The organism is Pseudoalteromonas luteoviolacea S2607 (assembly GCF_001625575.1).
Lineage (GTDB): Bacteria > Pseudomonadota > Gammaproteobacteria > Enterobacterales > Alteromonadaceae > Pseudoalteromonas > Pseudoalteromonas luteoviolacea_E.
In genome coordinates this window covers 116,527-131,568 of record NZ_AUXV01000026.1, presented here as the reverse complement: position 1 = coordinate 131,568, position 15,042 = coordinate 116,527, and the positions used below count along the sequence as shown (strand labels likewise).

Below are 15,042 nucleotides of genomic sequence, written 5' to 3'. Positions count from 1 at the left end.
ATTCAAGCAACAATACCATCTTGCACTGTCATTAAAGTGTCACTTTGTTTTCACTTTAAATACATATTAGTGTTTTATTTTTCTACTGTCTGTGATATACCAGCATTACTCGAAGTGTGTTTTTCATGCAAATTGGGGTAATGCTAAAGCACATGTTTTGAGGTTAGTACATCAATAGGAGATATTCATGGATAGCCTAGACGATATGATTGAAATAGTAGAAAGTCCTGAACCAAAGAAAAGAGCCTCTTCGAAGGGGAAAAAAAGAAAATGGCGTGAAATTGAAGCGCTAAAAGACAGACAACGCCTTCGAAAAGAACTAGAAGAACTTGATATTTTTGCAGACAGTGTCGACCTAGACGAACTCGATTTTATATAACAAAAAGGCTCTTATTGGAGCCTTTTTGTTTATCTGCAATTCATTACTGATATGGTGTTTGCCATGTCAGTAATATCAGAGTTAGACTTGCCAATTAATCGGGGGTTTTCCCATCGATTGCAAAATTGCATTGGCTTGTGAAAAATGTTTGCAACCAAAAAAACCACGGTGTGCAGAGAGCGGTGATGGATGTCGCGCACGCAAAACATGGTGCCGCGAGCTGTCAATCGACTTGCCTTTTTTCTGAGCATGCGAGCCCCAGAGTAGGAAGATCACACCTTCACAATGGGTGTTAATTTTTTCAATGACTACGTCAGTAAAGTGCTCCCAACCTAAATGCTTATGTGAATGAGCCTGACCTTGTTCAACGGTCAACACCGTATTTAACAGCAACACTCCCTGCTCAGCCCAAGGTAAAAGGTATCCATGATTGGGAATTTCGAAGCCTGGAATATCTTGTGCTAGCTCTTTATACATATTTGCCAAAGAAGGTGGTGATTTAACACCCGGCATCACAGAAAAGCACAAGCCGTGAGCTTGATTTGGGCCGTGGTAAGGATCTTGGCCTAAAATCACAACTTTAACCTGCTCTAATTCAGTTGCTTTGAATGCTTCAAATACTTTGTCTTCTGGTGGATAAACTGTCACCCCTTGAGCACGGCGTTGTGCGACGTAATTCATCGTATCTTGAAAGTATGATTGTTGCTTTTCATCCCCTAACAGGTCTCGCCATGTTGTCATTGCCGTTTTCCATAATAAGTTCTTGAAGCGTGAAGTTTATCACACATATCCCGCACACCAATCAGCATTCTGGTGCTAAAGCGATGTATTAGGTCGGCATCAACTTCTATATATTGTCGATGTTTCACAGCGGGAATTTCTGACCAAAGTTGCCAATCAACTTTTTGCGGCTCCTTTGTCGCTCTTTCATTTGGGATGACTATTGCTTGGGGGTGTTTAGCAATAACATTCTCAAGGCTTATCTGAGGGTACTCAGTGGTAGCATCAGCAAATACATTTCGTACCCCACAGGTGGTAAGCGTCTGGTGTATCCATGTTTTACCGTTAATGGTCATCAATGGCGAAGGCCAAAGCTGGTAAAAAACATCCAACTTTTCTTTGCTTTTATATGTATTTACTATTTGCTGATATTCGCTTATAAACTTGTCAGCTTGTACTTTCGCTTGCGCTTCAAGCCCCGTTAATTTGCCCAGTTTCATCAGCTCGTTAGGAACTTGGTGAATATTTTTGGAGACACTATAAGCTACAGGGATCCCAAGCGCTTTCAACTTTTCAATATCGGCCTCTTTATTGCCGTTTTTCCATACGACAACAAGATCAGGGCGCAGTGCAAGCACCTTTTCAAGCTGAATACCATGAAAGCCTCCTATCCTTGGGATCTGCTTTGCAGCTTCAGGGTAATCGGCATACTCAACCGTGCCGACGATGCGTTCGCCGGCACCTATGGCATACAAGTTTTCAACAATATGCGGGGCTAGAGCAACGATCCGTTGCGGTACCTGCTGTGACTGAGCATTCGCCCATGAGCTCATCACTAGCAGTGCACCCACCAAGGTCCAATTTATGACCATTAGAAGTCGAACCCTTTCTGCGCTTTAATTCCAGCTTCAAATGCATGCTTTACGTTTCTAACTTCACTTACCGTATCTGCAAGTTCTGTTAGGCTTCGATGTGCGCCTCGCCCTGTAATGATCACTGATTGCATTTTAGGTCTGTTTTGAAGCGCTTCAAGCACTTCCTCTAAATCTAAATAATCGTAGCTAACCATATAGGTCAGTTCATCTAGCAAGACTAAGTCGATGCTTTCATCTTGTAACCATGCCTTTGCTTTTTGCCACGTTGCCTGAGCAGCTTGAGTATCGGTTTCTCGGTTTTGTGTTTCCCACGTGAACCCAGTTTTCATCACAGCAAATGGGACACCCGCTTTTTCAAGCAAATTACGCTCTCCACACTCCCAGTTTCCTTTAATAAACTGCACCACAGCCGCTTGCATTCCGTGCCCAACACAGCGAGCAACCGTGCCAAAGCCAGAAGTTGATTTGCCCTTTCCATTACCTGTGATGACCTGCAAAATCCCTTGCTCTATATTCGCTTCGGCGACTTTTTGGTCCACTTTTTCTTTTACTTTCTGCTGCCTAGCTTTATGCTTTTCTTGATTTTTTTCTGTCATATCTGACTCCTATTCGCCGAGTGCAAAAATCTTTTCTATATCTAAATGTTGCTCACAAATGTCTGCTAACTTATCTAACTGCTTTTCTCTGTGTGCATCTAAATCAAACCCTGCATGACTAAACTCACCATGGCTCGCCCACTTCAAAATTGCGGAGCAAGTGTTTGGGTCATCAAATAGCCCGTGTAGGTAGGTGCCTGCTATCAAATTGTCATCCGAAATAAACCCATCCCTGATTGCATCTTGAGGATGTTTTGAAAACGTTAGAAATGGTTTCTCCAAAGCCGGTCCCGAGCTGATTCCACAATGTATTTCGTAGCCACGTATCGCCACCTGCTCATCATTTAATAAACACAAACCATGCACGTTGGTGAGATGCTTAGTTTCAGTCAGCTCAGTGCTGAATCGCACTAGATTAAGTGCTGTCACCTGCTCAACTGGGGATTCAATATGCTGCGGGTCAAAAATTGCCTGACCTAACATTTGTAAGCCACCACAAATACCCAACACCTTGCCTTGATATCGAAGGTGATGATTAATTTCTATATCCCACCCTTCAGACTTTAGAAAACACAGGTCGTTAATCACATTTTTACTGCCCGGTATGATTACCAGATCAACACTTCCGATCTTTTCACCATGCCTAACATATTTCAGGTCAACCTTGGGGTTGAGCCGCAAACTGTCAAAGTCTGTATGGTTGCTGATATGTGGTAACAACAACACCGCGATCTTTAAGCTGGCATTTTCGGTACGATTAGCAATGGTGACCGCATCCTCTGCATCCAGTGTTAAGTCATGTAAATAGGGTAGTACGCCCAAAACAGGCTTGCCCGTGTAGTCTTCTAGCCAATCCAATCCTGACTGCAGCAAGCTAATATCTCCACGAAAGCGATTAATAACAAACCCTTTTACCAAGGCCTGTTCTTCTTCACTAAGCAGCGCCAGTGTGCCAACTAAATGAGCAAACACTCCACCTTTATCAATATCAGCAACAATAATAACGGGGCAAGATACTTTACAGGCGAACCCCATATTTGCGATATCATTTTCTCGCAAGTTTATTTCAGCAGGGCTGCCTGCCCCTTCCACTATGCATAACGAAAATTGTTCAGCTAAGCGAGTGTGAGATCCAATGACTGCATCCATTGCAACTGCTTTATAATCATGATATTTCCCGGCTTCCATGTTACTTAGTGCCTTACCATGCACTATTACCTGAGCACCGGTATCGGAATTAGGTTTTAATAAAATGGGATTAAAATCCACACTTAAGGGAACATTTGCAGCAACGGCTTGGAGCGCCTGAGCCCGGCCTATTTCCCCTCCACATGGTGTAACCGCACTATTTAGTGCCATATTTTGCGGTTTAAATGGCGCAACTTTAATACTTCTACGCGCAGCAACACGACACAGTCCTGCGACAAGTGTGCTTTTACCAGCATCTGACGTCGTGCCCTGCACCATCAATGTCTTCATTTTCTTTCACTTTTTAAATTAAGGGGCAAACCTGCCATCACGAAATCGACACGCTTGGCAATAGCAGCAATGTCTTGATTGAGCCAACCTGATTCGTCAACAAAGCGCCGGCTTAAGGCACCCAGAGGTACAATACCGTGCCCGACTTCATTGCTTACCAATATTACTCGACCCTGCGTTGTCTTTAATGCATCCAGTAATTTTCGCTTATTGCTATAAAACTCTTTTTCGCTTACTTCGCACAAACCATAAGTTAGCCAAAGCGTCAAACAATCTACGAGGGCACATTGCTCAGGCGCTAGTTGCGAAATGAGTTCTGCTATTTCCCAAGGCGCTTCATGAACCTGCCAAAGTTCTGTTCTCGTTGCTTGGTGACGTGCAATACGCGCTGCCATTTCATCGTCTTTACTTTGTGCCGTGGCGATATAGATCAGCTCTTTTACGCTGCCAGCAGATAACCACTGCTCAGCTCGTCTTTCCGCCAGTGTACTTTTACCTGAACGAGCACCACCAATGATTAGATCCACTCGACCAGTCATAACACACTCACTACACAAAAAGTGTAAATAGCCACTTCACAGATCTGCTGTGCAGCGCCCAGACAGTCCCCTGTATAACCGCCGAGCTGGCGAGCAAACCATTGTTGGCACCCCCACCGAGTAAGCCACAGCGTTACAAACAAGCCCAACATATGCCAAATTGAAAATGTGGATAAACCTAACCCAAGCAAAGGCACCATCCCCCCAGAGGCGTATAAGATTGCCCTGCTGGTCGACTGCAAATCTTTTGCAATAGGTTTCACTTTGCTTTGCGCATCCAATTGCACGTATGGCAGCTTACCGATAAGACTCGTTGCGGTCATACGACTAAGAGTCTGCGCTATCACGATAGCGAACAGCAACGTAACTAAATCTTCACTTAGTGCCAGTAGCAGTTGATACTTACTCATCATTAAAATGAAGAGCGCGACCGCACCATAAGTGCCAATTCTGCTGTCTTTCATGATGTCCAGTTTTTGCTGCTGGCTCCATCCGCCGCCGAAACCATCCCAAACATCGGCAAAGCCATCTTCATGAAACGCGCCAGTGACAAGCAGCCCTAAGCCCAATATGAAAAGGATGGCCACATTCATAGGCACCCAATAGGCTATGACCCACAACGAAAAAGCCATGAACAGGCCGATACAAAAGCCGACCATAGCGAAGTAACGGCTAGATAAGTTAATTTCTTCATCGCTAACACTGCCGCTCAACTTCACCGGCACTCGCGTCAGGAAAATCAACGCAAGCTTGAACAACGCAAACTGAGACATATTATTTAACAACCTGAGTGACGTCGGCTTCTTCGAAACTCGCCATGTCATTATAAATGGCGAGTGCGCTCTCGATAATAGGTAGTGCGAGCGCAGCACCACTACCCTCACCCAATCGCATACCTAAATTCAGCAAAGGTTCAACGGCCAAGTAATCGAGCATTTTCTGATGCCCTTGTTCACTCGAGCAATGTGCAAACACCATATAGGCTTTACTATTTGGTTCAATGGCAACTGCCAGCATTGCAGCTGCCGTTGCTATAAAACCATCTACGACAATAACTTTTTGGGCGCTGGCAACCGCAAGCATGGCACCAACTAGGTGCACGATTTCAAAGCCACCAAGACATTGAAGAATATCCAGAGGTTGCTCTGGAGATAACTGGTGTAATTGCAAGGCCTGCTCAATTAAAAGCTGCTTTTTCTTAACCACATCGTCTGCCACTCCGGTCCCTTTTCCAACGGCTAGTTCTGGAGCAACTCCAGACAATGCGATGAATATGGCAGCCGCTGACGTCGTGTTACCTATGCCCATTTCTCCAAAAGCAAATAAGTTGCACCCACGCTGTAGCTCCTCGTCAACCAATGCAGCGGCATTCGCCAACCCAATTTCTAGTTGCTCACCGGTCATGGCCGCCTGATGATGAAATGAATGCGTTGACGCACCAAGCCGGCAATCAATCACGGTATTATTGTGTGGCGGTGTGAGAATTCCACAATCGACTACGTTTAAATGCCACCCTAGCTGCCGAGCAAACACACAGATCGCAGCGCCACCTTGAGCAAAATTTGTCACCATCTGACCTGTTACTTCGCTTGGCGCAATTGATATGCCCTCACTTGCAATGCCATGGTCGCCTGCAAATATACAAATACATGGATGAGTAACTGAGAAGTCGGCAGCTCCCAGTTCATCCTCTGACATGCCCTGTGAGAAAATCAAAATGAGTTGTTTAGCCAATGATTCTAGTTTTCCCAAAGAGCCAAGCGGCTTGGTTTTCATATCCAACTTTTGTTGCACATTTAAACTGTGCTTTAAATCCAGAGGTTTAATCATTTAACTATCCAATTAAATTGTTGCTGAGCGTTTTTTAAACATCAATAGAGAAAGGAAAAATACACTGCCGATGGCAGCTGTGATCACACCAATTGGTAACTCTTGATTCTCAATTAAGCTACGTGCAAGCACATCTACCCATAACATGAGTAAACCGCCACTCAATGCCGTCATCAACATACCTAGCACTCTGGCTTGAGAGATAAAAAAACGTACAATATGTGGGATCATTAGGCCAACAAATCCCACCCCGCCACACGCTGCCACTAACACCGCCGTCAGCAAAGAGCTTACTAAAAGCATGCCCAAACGCAGCTTATGCACGTTAACACCCAACGTTACTGCACTTTCATCTCCTAGCAAAAGCGCATTAAGGTGACGCCTAAAACAAATCACGCTCAAAAAGCCTAATAGGACCACGGTAAATGGTAGCCACATCCATGCCCAATCAGCTCGACTAAAACTGCCTAAGCTCCAAAAGATAATCGCAGTGATGGCTTGCGGATCGCTCCAGTACAATAACAAGCTAGTAAACGCATTAAATAAAAATGACAGTGCGACCCCGGCAAGCAACATGCTTTCAATTTGCGCAGTCCCTTTATGGTACGCAATTAATAGCAATAGGCTCATCGCACACACACTGCCAAGTAATGCAGCCCCCGACATAGCTAAGCCATTTTGAATACCGAAAATAGTTAGAAGAAGTACCACCCCAAAAGATGCCCCAGAAGAAATACCGAAAAGATAAGGATCTGCCAACGGGTTACGTGTCACTGTTTGTAAAATTAAGCCAGCAGTCGCGAGGCCTGCGCCGGCCAAAAATGCTAAAACTGTGCGAGGGAGCCTAAGCTCAACAATTATTTTTTGTGCCAGTTGTGTTTCATCATATGACCATAACGCTAGCCATACATCGTAAAAATCTACATGAATAGCACCTATACTCAATGCACTCATAAAGCTAAAGAGGCAGACTAAAATCAAAATACTACTTGCAGCTACTCGCACTCTCGCCCCCTTGAAACTTGTAAATCTAAATCTGTTTCACTGAGTTGATATTGATAACGAATATATGGAATTTGCTCGCCATTGGACGAGGACTGTAATGATACCTCCGCGTTTACTCCGAACACTGTAGACAGCATCTCGGTTGTCATTACGTTTTGAGGAGTCCCATCAGCCAGTAACTCCCCTTGATCAAGCACTAAAATTGAGTCACACAGCGCCGACGCCAGATTTAAATCATGAAACGATGCAATGACAGTAACTCCCAATGACTTAGCCAAAGCCATAATTTCTATCTGGTACTTTACATCTAAATGACTCGTGGGCTCATCCATCAATAGTAAACTCGGGCGCTGGACAATTGCTCTGGCTATCATGACGCGTTGCTTCTCTCCCCCAGATAGAGACTCATATGGTTGCTGTTGCTTGTGGGTTAATCCTACTTTCTGGAGCGCTTCTTGAATCGACTGGCGATCTCTCAGTGAGATGCTTGAAAACAAGCGTTTATGTGGTGTAATCCCCATTGCAACGACGTCAAACACAGCTAAATTAAACTGGCTGGGGATCTCTTGCAGTACCGCAGCGACTGTTCTTGCATAACTCAGCCTATCAAATTGATTAATATCGGTCTGATCTATCAAAATGCTACCCGACACCGGTGTTTGAAAACGATACAAACATCGCAATAGTGATGACTTTCCCGCACCATTAGGACCAATCAGCCCAACAAATTGACCTGAGGCTACTGAAAAACAAATGTCAGATAAAATGTGCTTATTATTAATAACCAAATTGAGGTTATTTACAGAAACTTGTGCCGCTACCATATGTCCTCTTGTTTCGGGCAGCACAGATCACAAGATGGGCATTAGCAGCTCCAATAGGGTGTTGTGATATCACTTAAGTGCGCCCGCTTAAGTTCTTATTTCAGCCTTGGTATCTGGCTCTTCGACACTTTATTAAAGCATACGAATACAGTTGCGGGGACAGCTGAGGATTTTCACCCCATTCCCAAGCAGCACTGAAATGATTCTGTGTATTATGAAGTCTAGATGGCTAAAAGACAACTTTAGGCCAAGCAACTCCGTTATTATCGTAATAAACAGAGAGGCGCACGATACAGCCATAGCCGACTTCAAAACAATTTAAATGGGTTGCACTTTTATGTGGTAAAGCCAACACGATTGCAAGCAGTACCTTTATCACCCCACCATGTGTTACCACTAAGATAGCATCATCATTGGGAGAGGAAACAATCTCTTGCCACCACGACTCAACTCTCCTCTCAAAACTCGTCATAGGCTCGCCATTTGGCGGGATATGAGACCAAGGATCTTGCCAAAAATCACCAATACTCGGATTGGCTGTATTTTGCCATAGCCATTCATAACAATGTCCGTCCCAATCACCAAAGTCCATTTCTTGAATTTTTGGCTCAATCTCCAATGGCACTTGGTGGGCTTCGCTAAATATTCGTGCTGCTTGGCTGCACCTTTGACGGGGAGAAGAAATGACTTTTTGTATATTAGGACATTCATCCAGCTGACTTTGCAGTCGTTCAAGGCTTGCAAGAGGAAGTGGCACATCGGAGGCACCGATCAAATGATTAATCTTAACGGTCTCAGTGTGTCTGACAAGGAAAATAGTTTTTAGCATTAAATAATACGCACAAAAAAACGCAGGCTGGCCTGCGTTTTTATTCAACCCAAATTATAAAATTTGGTTTTCTCGCCATGACTGCTCTTTCGCTAAGCGTTTTTTGCGCTTATCGCATGGGTCGTCACAGTCACATATTTTATCAATGCCCATAGAGCCCAAACCCCCGCAACTACTTGCCATTGATTTTTTCTGTACTATTACGCCCACAGCCATTGCTGCTGCAATCAAAACAAGTAATCCAAAAGTAAGAATAAAAAGTGACATAGGCTAAGCCCCTTAATTAACGAACCAACTTAGGTTTATCCCAAGCAACTGACGGTATATTCACAATATTATATATCTAATCCCGACAAAGTTGAATGAATTTACCTCACAAAAAGCAATGATATTTGCTTCCTTTAATCTTTATTTAAGTAAGGCGCAAATGCTGAGCTCGAATACGTCTTCAGACCATCCTGCGTTTTACTGATCAGATAAACTGCTAGCTTGTGCTGCTCGGCGTAAGCCTTAGCACGTTCAGTTCCCATAACAGTAAGCGCTGTCGCTAACCCATCCGCGGTCATGGCTGATGGGTGCAGCACAGTTACCGATACCAAGTCATGCTTTACTGGTTTGCCTGTTGCAGGATCAATGAGGTGCGTGAATACCTCACCATCCATCTCATAGAAAATGCGATAATCACCCGAGGTCGCAACACTGTTTTTACCCGGCTCTATAATTCTATGAATTTGACGCTGGCCAACTGGTGCATCCGGCTTTTCGATGGCAATACGCCACGGCGTTGCGCCAGGCTTACTACCTGAGATGCGCAATTCTCCACCAATTTCTACCATGTAGTTTTCAATGCCTTTGCGCTCAATCAGCTCAGCTACTTTGTCAATACCATAACCTTTCGCCGTAGCTGAAAAAGATAATTCTAAATGGCTAAGAGATTTAGACAGGCCTTTGCTTGTTAGGGTCAACTTATCCACGCCTATGTTGTCTTGCATCGCCTCTATCTCACTTTGTGACGGACGCTTAGTAGGACGCTTGTCAGGACCAAACCCCCATAAATCAATTAAAGGCCCCATGGTCACATCGAGGGTCTTCGTTGATTGCCCCAAACGGATAGACTCTGCTGTTACCTTTCTGAAGTCTTCGCTTATCGGCATCACGGTATTAGCGGCAAGCCGATTAAATTGATTAATCTCTGAATCAGGAATATACGTCGACATAGACTCGTTGACAGCAATAAGCGCTTCGTCTACTTCACTTTTAAAACGTTCAGCATCTAAACTAACAGGGCCAGGGAAGACCTTGATATTATAGGTAGTCCCCATTGTCCTACCGTTTATTTCAACGGGACTTTGTTCCGCTTTTTGCTCACCACACGCAGATAAGAACAACACTAAAAAAATAACAGAGAAGAAATAACCAAGTTTTTGCATCTATTTTTTAGTCCTTACACCATATAAAAAAACCCCTAGGGAACGCCCTAGGGGTTTAAACTTTTTAAATACGATTAAACATCATATTTAGTACCTAATTAACCACCGAAGTCATCAAGTAGGATGTTTTCGTCTTCAACACCAAGATCTTTCAGCATGTTGATAACAGCTGCGTTCATCATTGGTGGACCACACATGTAGAACTCACAGTCTTCAGGCGCTTCGTGGTCCTTCAGATAGTTCTCTAGTAATACGTTGTGGATGAAGCCTGTGTAACCTTCCCAGTTATCCTCTGGTTGAGGATCAGAAAGTGCTACGTGCCACTCAAAGTTATCGTTATCAGCAGCTAGGCCGTCGAAGTCTTCTACGTAGAACATCTCACGCTTAGAACGTGCACCATACCAGAAAGACATCTTACGGTCTGAGTTAAGACGCTTAAGTTGGTCAAAGATGTGTGAACGCATTGGAGCCATACCTGCACCACCACCTACGAATACCATTTCTGCATCCGTTTCTTTCGCGAAGAATTCACCGAATGGACCAGAGATAGTTACCTTATCACCTTCTTTAAGTGACCAGATGTACGAAGACATCTTACCACATGGTAGGCTTAGGTTATTTGGCGGCGGAGTTGCAATACGCACGTTCAACATGATGATACCGAACTCTTCAGGGTAGTTAGCCATTGAGTATGCACGGACCGTCTCATCGTCAACTTTAGACTCAAGATTGAAGAAGCCAAAACGCTCCCAATCACCACGATATTCGTCAGGAATATCAAAGTCAGCGTATTTAACGTGGTGAGCCGGCGCTTCAATCTGGATGTAACCACCTGCACGGAAAGGTACAACCTCACCTTCAGGGATACCAAGCTTAAGCTCTTTGATGAATGTCGCTTTGTTATCGTTAGAGATAACTGTACATTCCCACTTCTTAACGCCGAAGATAGAATCTTCTACTTCGATTTCCATGTCAGTCTTAACCGCAACCTGACATGCTAAACGACAACCTTCACGTGCTTCACCTTTAGTGATGTGGTCAAGCTCAGTTGGAAGGATATCACCACCACCAGAATGAACATGTACGCGACACTGGCCACAAGAACCACCACCACCACATGCTGATGAAATGAAGATACCGGCATCAGCTAGTGAGCCTAGTAGCTTACCACCTGGTGCTGATGTAATTGCTTTGTCCGCATCGCCGTTGATGCCGATTGTGATGTCACCGCTTGGTACAAGCTTCGATTTCGCTGCGATGATGACTAGCACCAAGATCACAACGATAGCGATGAACATACTTACACCTAATACAATAGTTTCCATCGTATAGTTTCCTCGCTAATTAAAGTGAAATACCAGAGAATGACAAGAAGCCAAAGCCCATTAGACCTACAGTGATGAAGGTAATACCTAAACCACGAAGACCATCTGGGATATCAGCATACTTCATCTTCTCACGAAGACCTGCTAGCAATACGATTGCAAGCGCCCAACCCACACCTGAGCCGATGCCAAAGACAACTGACTCACCAAGGTTATAGTTACGCTCAACCATGAATGCTACCGCACCGAAAATCGCACAGTTTACTGTGATAAGTGGCAAGAAAATACCAAGCGCGTTATATAGCGCAGGGAAAAACTTGTCCAATGTCATTTCTAGGATCTGTACAAGTGCTGCGATTACACCGATGAAAGTCAAGAATTTCAAGAAGCTTAAGTCAGCCTCTGGGAAACCAAGCCATTCAAGTGCACCCGGTGCCAGTACCGCGTGATAAACAATGTTGTTTACCGGCACAGCTACACCTAGTACAAAGATTACTGCAACACCAAGACCGAACGAGGTTGTTACTTTCTTAGATACCGCAAGGAATGTACACATACCTAAGAAGAAAGATAGCGCTAAGTTTTCGATGAAAACCGCTTTTACAAATAAGCTAAGATAATGTTCCATCTTTCTCCCCTTATGCCTTCGCTTCTACTTGGTCTTTCTTATAAGTACGAAGTACCCAAATGAAGAAACCAACTAAGAAGAATGAACTAAATGGCATAATTAATAGACCCATTGGCTGGTACCAACCACCGTCAGAAACTAGCGGAAGGATTTCAACACCAAATAGTGCACCTGCACCGAATAGCTCACGTACAAAACCAATTGTAAGTAGAACTACTGAGTAACCAAGACCGTTACCAATGCCGTCTAAGAAAGACATAAGCGGTGGTGACTTCATTGCATAAGCTTCTGCACGACCCATTACGATACAGTTTGTAATGATTAGACCAACGAATACCGTTAGTTCTTTAGCCGTTGCATATACGAATGCTTGAAGTGTCTGGTCAACAACGATTACCAATGATGCAATAATTGTCATTTGAACGATGATACGTACACTTGACGGAATGTGGTTACGGATCAACGAGATAAATAAACTTGAGAACGCAGTTACCACAGTCAAAGCAAGTGACATGATAAGTGCATTTTTAAGGCTTGAAGTAACCGCTAACGCAGAACAAATACCCAGTACTTGCAGAGCAATCGGGTTGTTTGCGAAGACTGGTCCTAACAAGACTTCCTTCATTTCTTTTGCATTAGCCATTAGTTCAATGCCCCTTCACGTACTTTCGCTAGGAATGGACCAAACGCTTTATCGCCTGTCCAGAACTTGAATGTGTTCTCAACACCGTTTGACGTTAGTGTCGCACCAGATATTCCATCTACTTTGTTTACATCGCTACCAGCTGTGCCTTTTACGATATCTACAGGTAGTTGCTTGCCTTCCCAAGTAGCTGTCCACTTAGGGTTCTGGATTTCGCCACCAAGACCCGCAGTTTCGTTGTGCTGATAGAAATTGATTGCTTTAATCGTTTTCGTATCAAGGTCTAGTGCGATGAAACCGTACATGATGCCCCATAGGCCGTAACCTTGGATAGGCAGAATAACTGATTCAACCTGACCATTGCTGTTCTTAGCTAGGTATACTGGAGACTCATGCGTCATACGAAGTACGCCAGCTAAGTCATCTTCTTTCGGAAGTGCAAAGCTGCGCTCTGCGTCGAACTTAGTCATCGTGAAGTCGAACGAGTTAGGGTCTGTTTCAACAAAGTCACCAGACTTGAAGTCAACAACGCGTGCGTCAATGACTTCATTGTACTTTTGTGCAACGTTTTCAACGTCTTTAAAACCAGCCGCAGCTAGAATGTTACGTTGAACGTCTTCAATTTTGTTAGCTTGCTGTAGTGGGCGTAACTGTACTGCCGCAAAAGATACGACGATTGCACACACTAAACATAGACCAACAACAACGCCTAACGTTTTGCCGATAGTTTCATTGTTACTAGACACGTGCCAATCTCCTCTTCACATTAGACTGCACTACAAAGTGGTCGAATAGCGGTGCGAATAGGTTAGCGAATAGAATTGCTAACATCATACCTTCTGGGTATGCAGGGTTAACAACACGGATAAGTACAACCATAACACCAATTAGTGCACCGTATGCCCATTTACCTTTATCAGTGAAAGACGCTGAAACAGGGTCTGTCGCCATAAAGAACATACCAAATGCAAAACCACCCAGTACTAAGTGCCAATGCCAAGGCATAGCAAATGTCGCGTTTGTGTCAGAACCGATCATGTTCAACAGCGTAGCCATTACAACCATACCTAGGAATGTACCTAGTACGATGCGCCATGACGCGATGCGAACATACATCAAGAACAAGCCACCAATTGCAAGTGCAAGCGTCGACGTTTCACCCACCGAACCTTGGATGAAGCCGTAGAAAGCGTCCCACCACAATTGCATGTTGTTGTAATCTAGTGAACCAATCGCTGCTTGACCTAAGTATGTCGCACCAGAGAATGAATCTACTGCTGTCCATACTGTGTCACCTGAGATATCACCTGGGTATGCGAAGAAAAGGAACGCACGGCCAGCTAGTGCAGGGTTAAGGAAGTTACGGCCAGTACCACCGAATACTTCTTTAGCGACTACAACACCAAATGTGATACCTAGTGCAACTTGCCATAATGGGATTGTTGCAGGCAGGATCAATGCAAATAATACTGAAGTTACGAAGAAACCTTCGTTTACTTCGTGCTTACGCACTGATGCGAATAGAACTTCCCAAAAACCACCTACGATAAACACCGTTCCGTAAATAGGTAGGAAGAAACACGCACCGTAAAACATTTTCGCAGCCCAGCCGGAAGTAGCTGTGAGCTCACCACCTAGCGCTTGGAAAATACCAGCCTGCCAAGTGTTTGCGATGTCAAAACCGTTACCAATTGCGATTGCAGCTTGGTGACCAATGTTGAACATACCAAAGAACATAGCCGGGAACGTCGCCATCCATACCAAAATCATGATACGTTTTAGGTCGATGTTGTCACGCACGTGCGTGCCGCCTTTGTTTACATAACCAGGCGTATAGAAAACCGTCGCGATTGCTTCATAAAGCGCATACCACTTCTCGTGTTTTCCACCTGGTTCAAAGTGAGGTTCAATGTCTTCTAAAAATTTCTTTAAGGCCATTT

18 protein-coding genes and 1 riboswitch are annotated in these 15,042 nt (G+C 44.2%); of the genes, 1 reads left to right on the top strand and 17 read right to left on the bottom strand.

Translation table 11 applies throughout. The features are described 5' to 3' along the window. The first annotated feature begins 187 nt into the window (after positions 1-187). Positions 188-379, top strand: coding sequence for a DUF3545 family protein (locus tag N480_RS14385; protein ID WP_063373173.1), 192 nt, complete (start codon positions 188-190; stop codon positions 377-379). Between the two features lie 81 nt (positions 380-460). On the opposite strand, the gene ung is transcribed toward N480_RS14385, so the two are convergent. The 17 genes from ung to N480_RS14300 all read right to left on the bottom strand — a co-directional run bounded on the left by ung (position 461) and on the right by N480_RS14300 (position 15,040). Then, complete coding sequence (gene ung / locus N480_RS14380) at positions 461-1,120, bottom strand: uracil-DNA glycosylase (RefSeq protein WP_063373172.1); 660 nt, start codon at positions 1,118-1,120, stop codon at positions 461-463. Continuing rightward, complete coding sequence (locus N480_RS14375; protein WP_063373171.1) at positions 1,117-1,971, bottom strand: cobalamin-binding protein; 855 nt, start codon at positions 1,969-1,971, stop codon at positions 1,117-1,119. Before N480_RS14375 ends, ung begins: the two co-directional genes overlap by 4 nt. Continuing rightward, positions 1,971-2,570: a cob(I)yrinic acid a,c-diamide adenosyltransferase gene (gene cobO, locus N480_RS14370; RefSeq protein WP_063373170.1), complete on the bottom strand. Its 600-nt coding sequence runs from the start codon at positions 2,568-2,570 to the stop codon at positions 1,971-1,973. Before cobO ends, N480_RS14375 begins: the two co-directional genes overlap by 1 nt. A gap of 9 nt (positions 2,571-2,579) precedes the next feature. Next, positions 2,580-4,049, bottom strand: a complete 1,470-nt coding sequence (locus tag N480_RS14365; protein WP_063373169.1) for a cobyric acid synthase — start codon at positions 4,047-4,049, stop codon at positions 2,580-2,582. Further along, positions 4,046-4,588: a bifunctional adenosylcobinamide kinase/adenosylcobinamide-phosphate guanylyltransferase gene (gene cobU / locus N480_RS14360; RefSeq protein ID WP_063373168.1), complete on the bottom strand. Its 543-nt coding sequence runs from the start codon at positions 4,586-4,588 to the stop codon at positions 4,046-4,048. Before cobU ends, N480_RS14365 begins: the two co-directional genes overlap by 4 nt. After that, positions 4,585-5,361 carry an adenosylcobinamide-GDP ribazoletransferase gene (locus tag N480_RS14355; RefSeq protein WP_063373167.1) on the bottom strand — a complete coding sequence of 259 codons (777 nt, stop codon included), beginning with the start codon at positions 5,359-5,361 and terminating at the stop codon, positions 4,585-4,587. Before N480_RS14355 ends, cobU begins: the two co-directional genes overlap by 4 nt. Before the next feature lies 1 nt (position 5,362). After that, on the bottom strand, positions 5,363-6,418 hold the full coding sequence (gene cobT / locus N480_RS14350) for a nicotinate-nucleotide--dimethylbenzimidazole phosphoribosyltransferase (RefSeq protein WP_063373166.1): 1,056 nt from the start codon (positions 6,416-6,418) through the stop codon (positions 5,363-5,365). Positions 6,419-6,430: 12 nt separating this feature from the next. Continuing rightward, positions 6,431-7,423 (bottom strand): FecCD family ABC transporter permease, encoded by a 993-nt coding sequence (locus N480_RS14345; protein ID WP_063373165.1) that lies wholly within the window; start codon positions 7,421-7,423, stop codon positions 6,431-6,433. Further along, positions 7,414-8,247, bottom strand: a complete 834-nt coding sequence (locus tag N480_RS14340) for an ABC transporter ATP-binding protein (protein ID WP_063373164.1) — start codon at positions 8,245-8,247, stop codon at positions 7,414-7,416. The genes N480_RS14345 and N480_RS14340 overlap by 10 nt, the downstream gene beginning before the upstream one ends. An 86-nt stretch (positions 8,248-8,333) precedes the next feature. Further along, positions 8,334-8,486: riboswitch (cobalamin riboswitch) on the bottom strand. Beyond that, positions 8,477-9,076, bottom strand: a complete 600-nt coding sequence (locus N480_RS14335) for a histidine phosphatase family protein (protein ID WP_063373197.1) — start codon at positions 9,074-9,076, stop codon at positions 8,477-8,479. (Overlaps the previous riboswitch by 10 nt.) 54 nt (positions 9,077-9,130) lie before the next feature. Further along, positions 9,131-9,343 (bottom strand): (Na+)-NQR maturation NqrM, encoded by a 213-nt coding sequence (gene nqrM / locus N480_RS14330; protein WP_023399569.1) that lies wholly within the window; start codon positions 9,341-9,343, stop codon positions 9,131-9,133. Between the two features lie 134 nt (positions 9,344-9,477). Further along, positions 9,478-10,506: an FAD:protein FMN transferase gene (locus N480_RS14325; protein ID WP_063373163.1), complete on the bottom strand. Its 1,029-nt coding sequence runs from the start codon at positions 10,504-10,506 to the stop codon at positions 9,478-9,480. A 98-nt stretch (positions 10,507-10,604) separates the two neighbouring features. Then, entirely contained in the window at positions 10,605-11,831 is a 1,227-nt protein-coding gene (nqrF, locus tag N480_RS14320) for an NADH:ubiquinone reductase (Na(+)-transporting) subunit F (RefSeq protein WP_063373162.1), read from the bottom strand. A 19-nt stretch (positions 11,832-11,850) separates the two neighbouring features. Beyond that, positions 11,851-12,459, bottom strand: coding sequence for an NADH:ubiquinone reductase (Na(+)-transporting) subunit E (gene nqrE, locus N480_RS14315; RefSeq protein ID WP_063359353.1), 609 nt, complete (start codon positions 12,457-12,459; stop codon positions 11,851-11,853). A gap of 10 nt (positions 12,460-12,469) precedes the next feature. Then, positions 12,470-13,102, bottom strand: a complete 633-nt coding sequence (locus N480_RS14310) for an NADH:ubiquinone reductase (Na(+)-transporting) subunit D (RefSeq protein ID WP_063359354.1) — start codon at positions 13,100-13,102, stop codon at positions 12,470-12,472. After that, entirely contained in the window at positions 13,102-13,848 is a 747-nt protein-coding gene (locus tag N480_RS14305; RefSeq protein WP_063359355.1) for a Na(+)-translocating NADH-quinone reductase subunit C, read from the bottom strand. The genes N480_RS14310 and N480_RS14305 overlap by 1 nt, the downstream gene beginning before the upstream one ends. Then, the gene (locus tag N480_RS14300; protein WP_063373161.1) at positions 13,841-15,040 is read right to left on the bottom strand and encodes an NADH:ubiquinone reductase (Na(+)-transporting) subunit B; all 1,200 of its coding nucleotides are present in this window, start codon (positions 15,038-15,040) and stop codon (positions 13,841-13,843) included. The genes N480_RS14305 and N480_RS14300 overlap by 8 nt, the downstream gene beginning before the upstream one ends. Positions 15,041-15,042 lie beyond the last annotated feature (2 nt).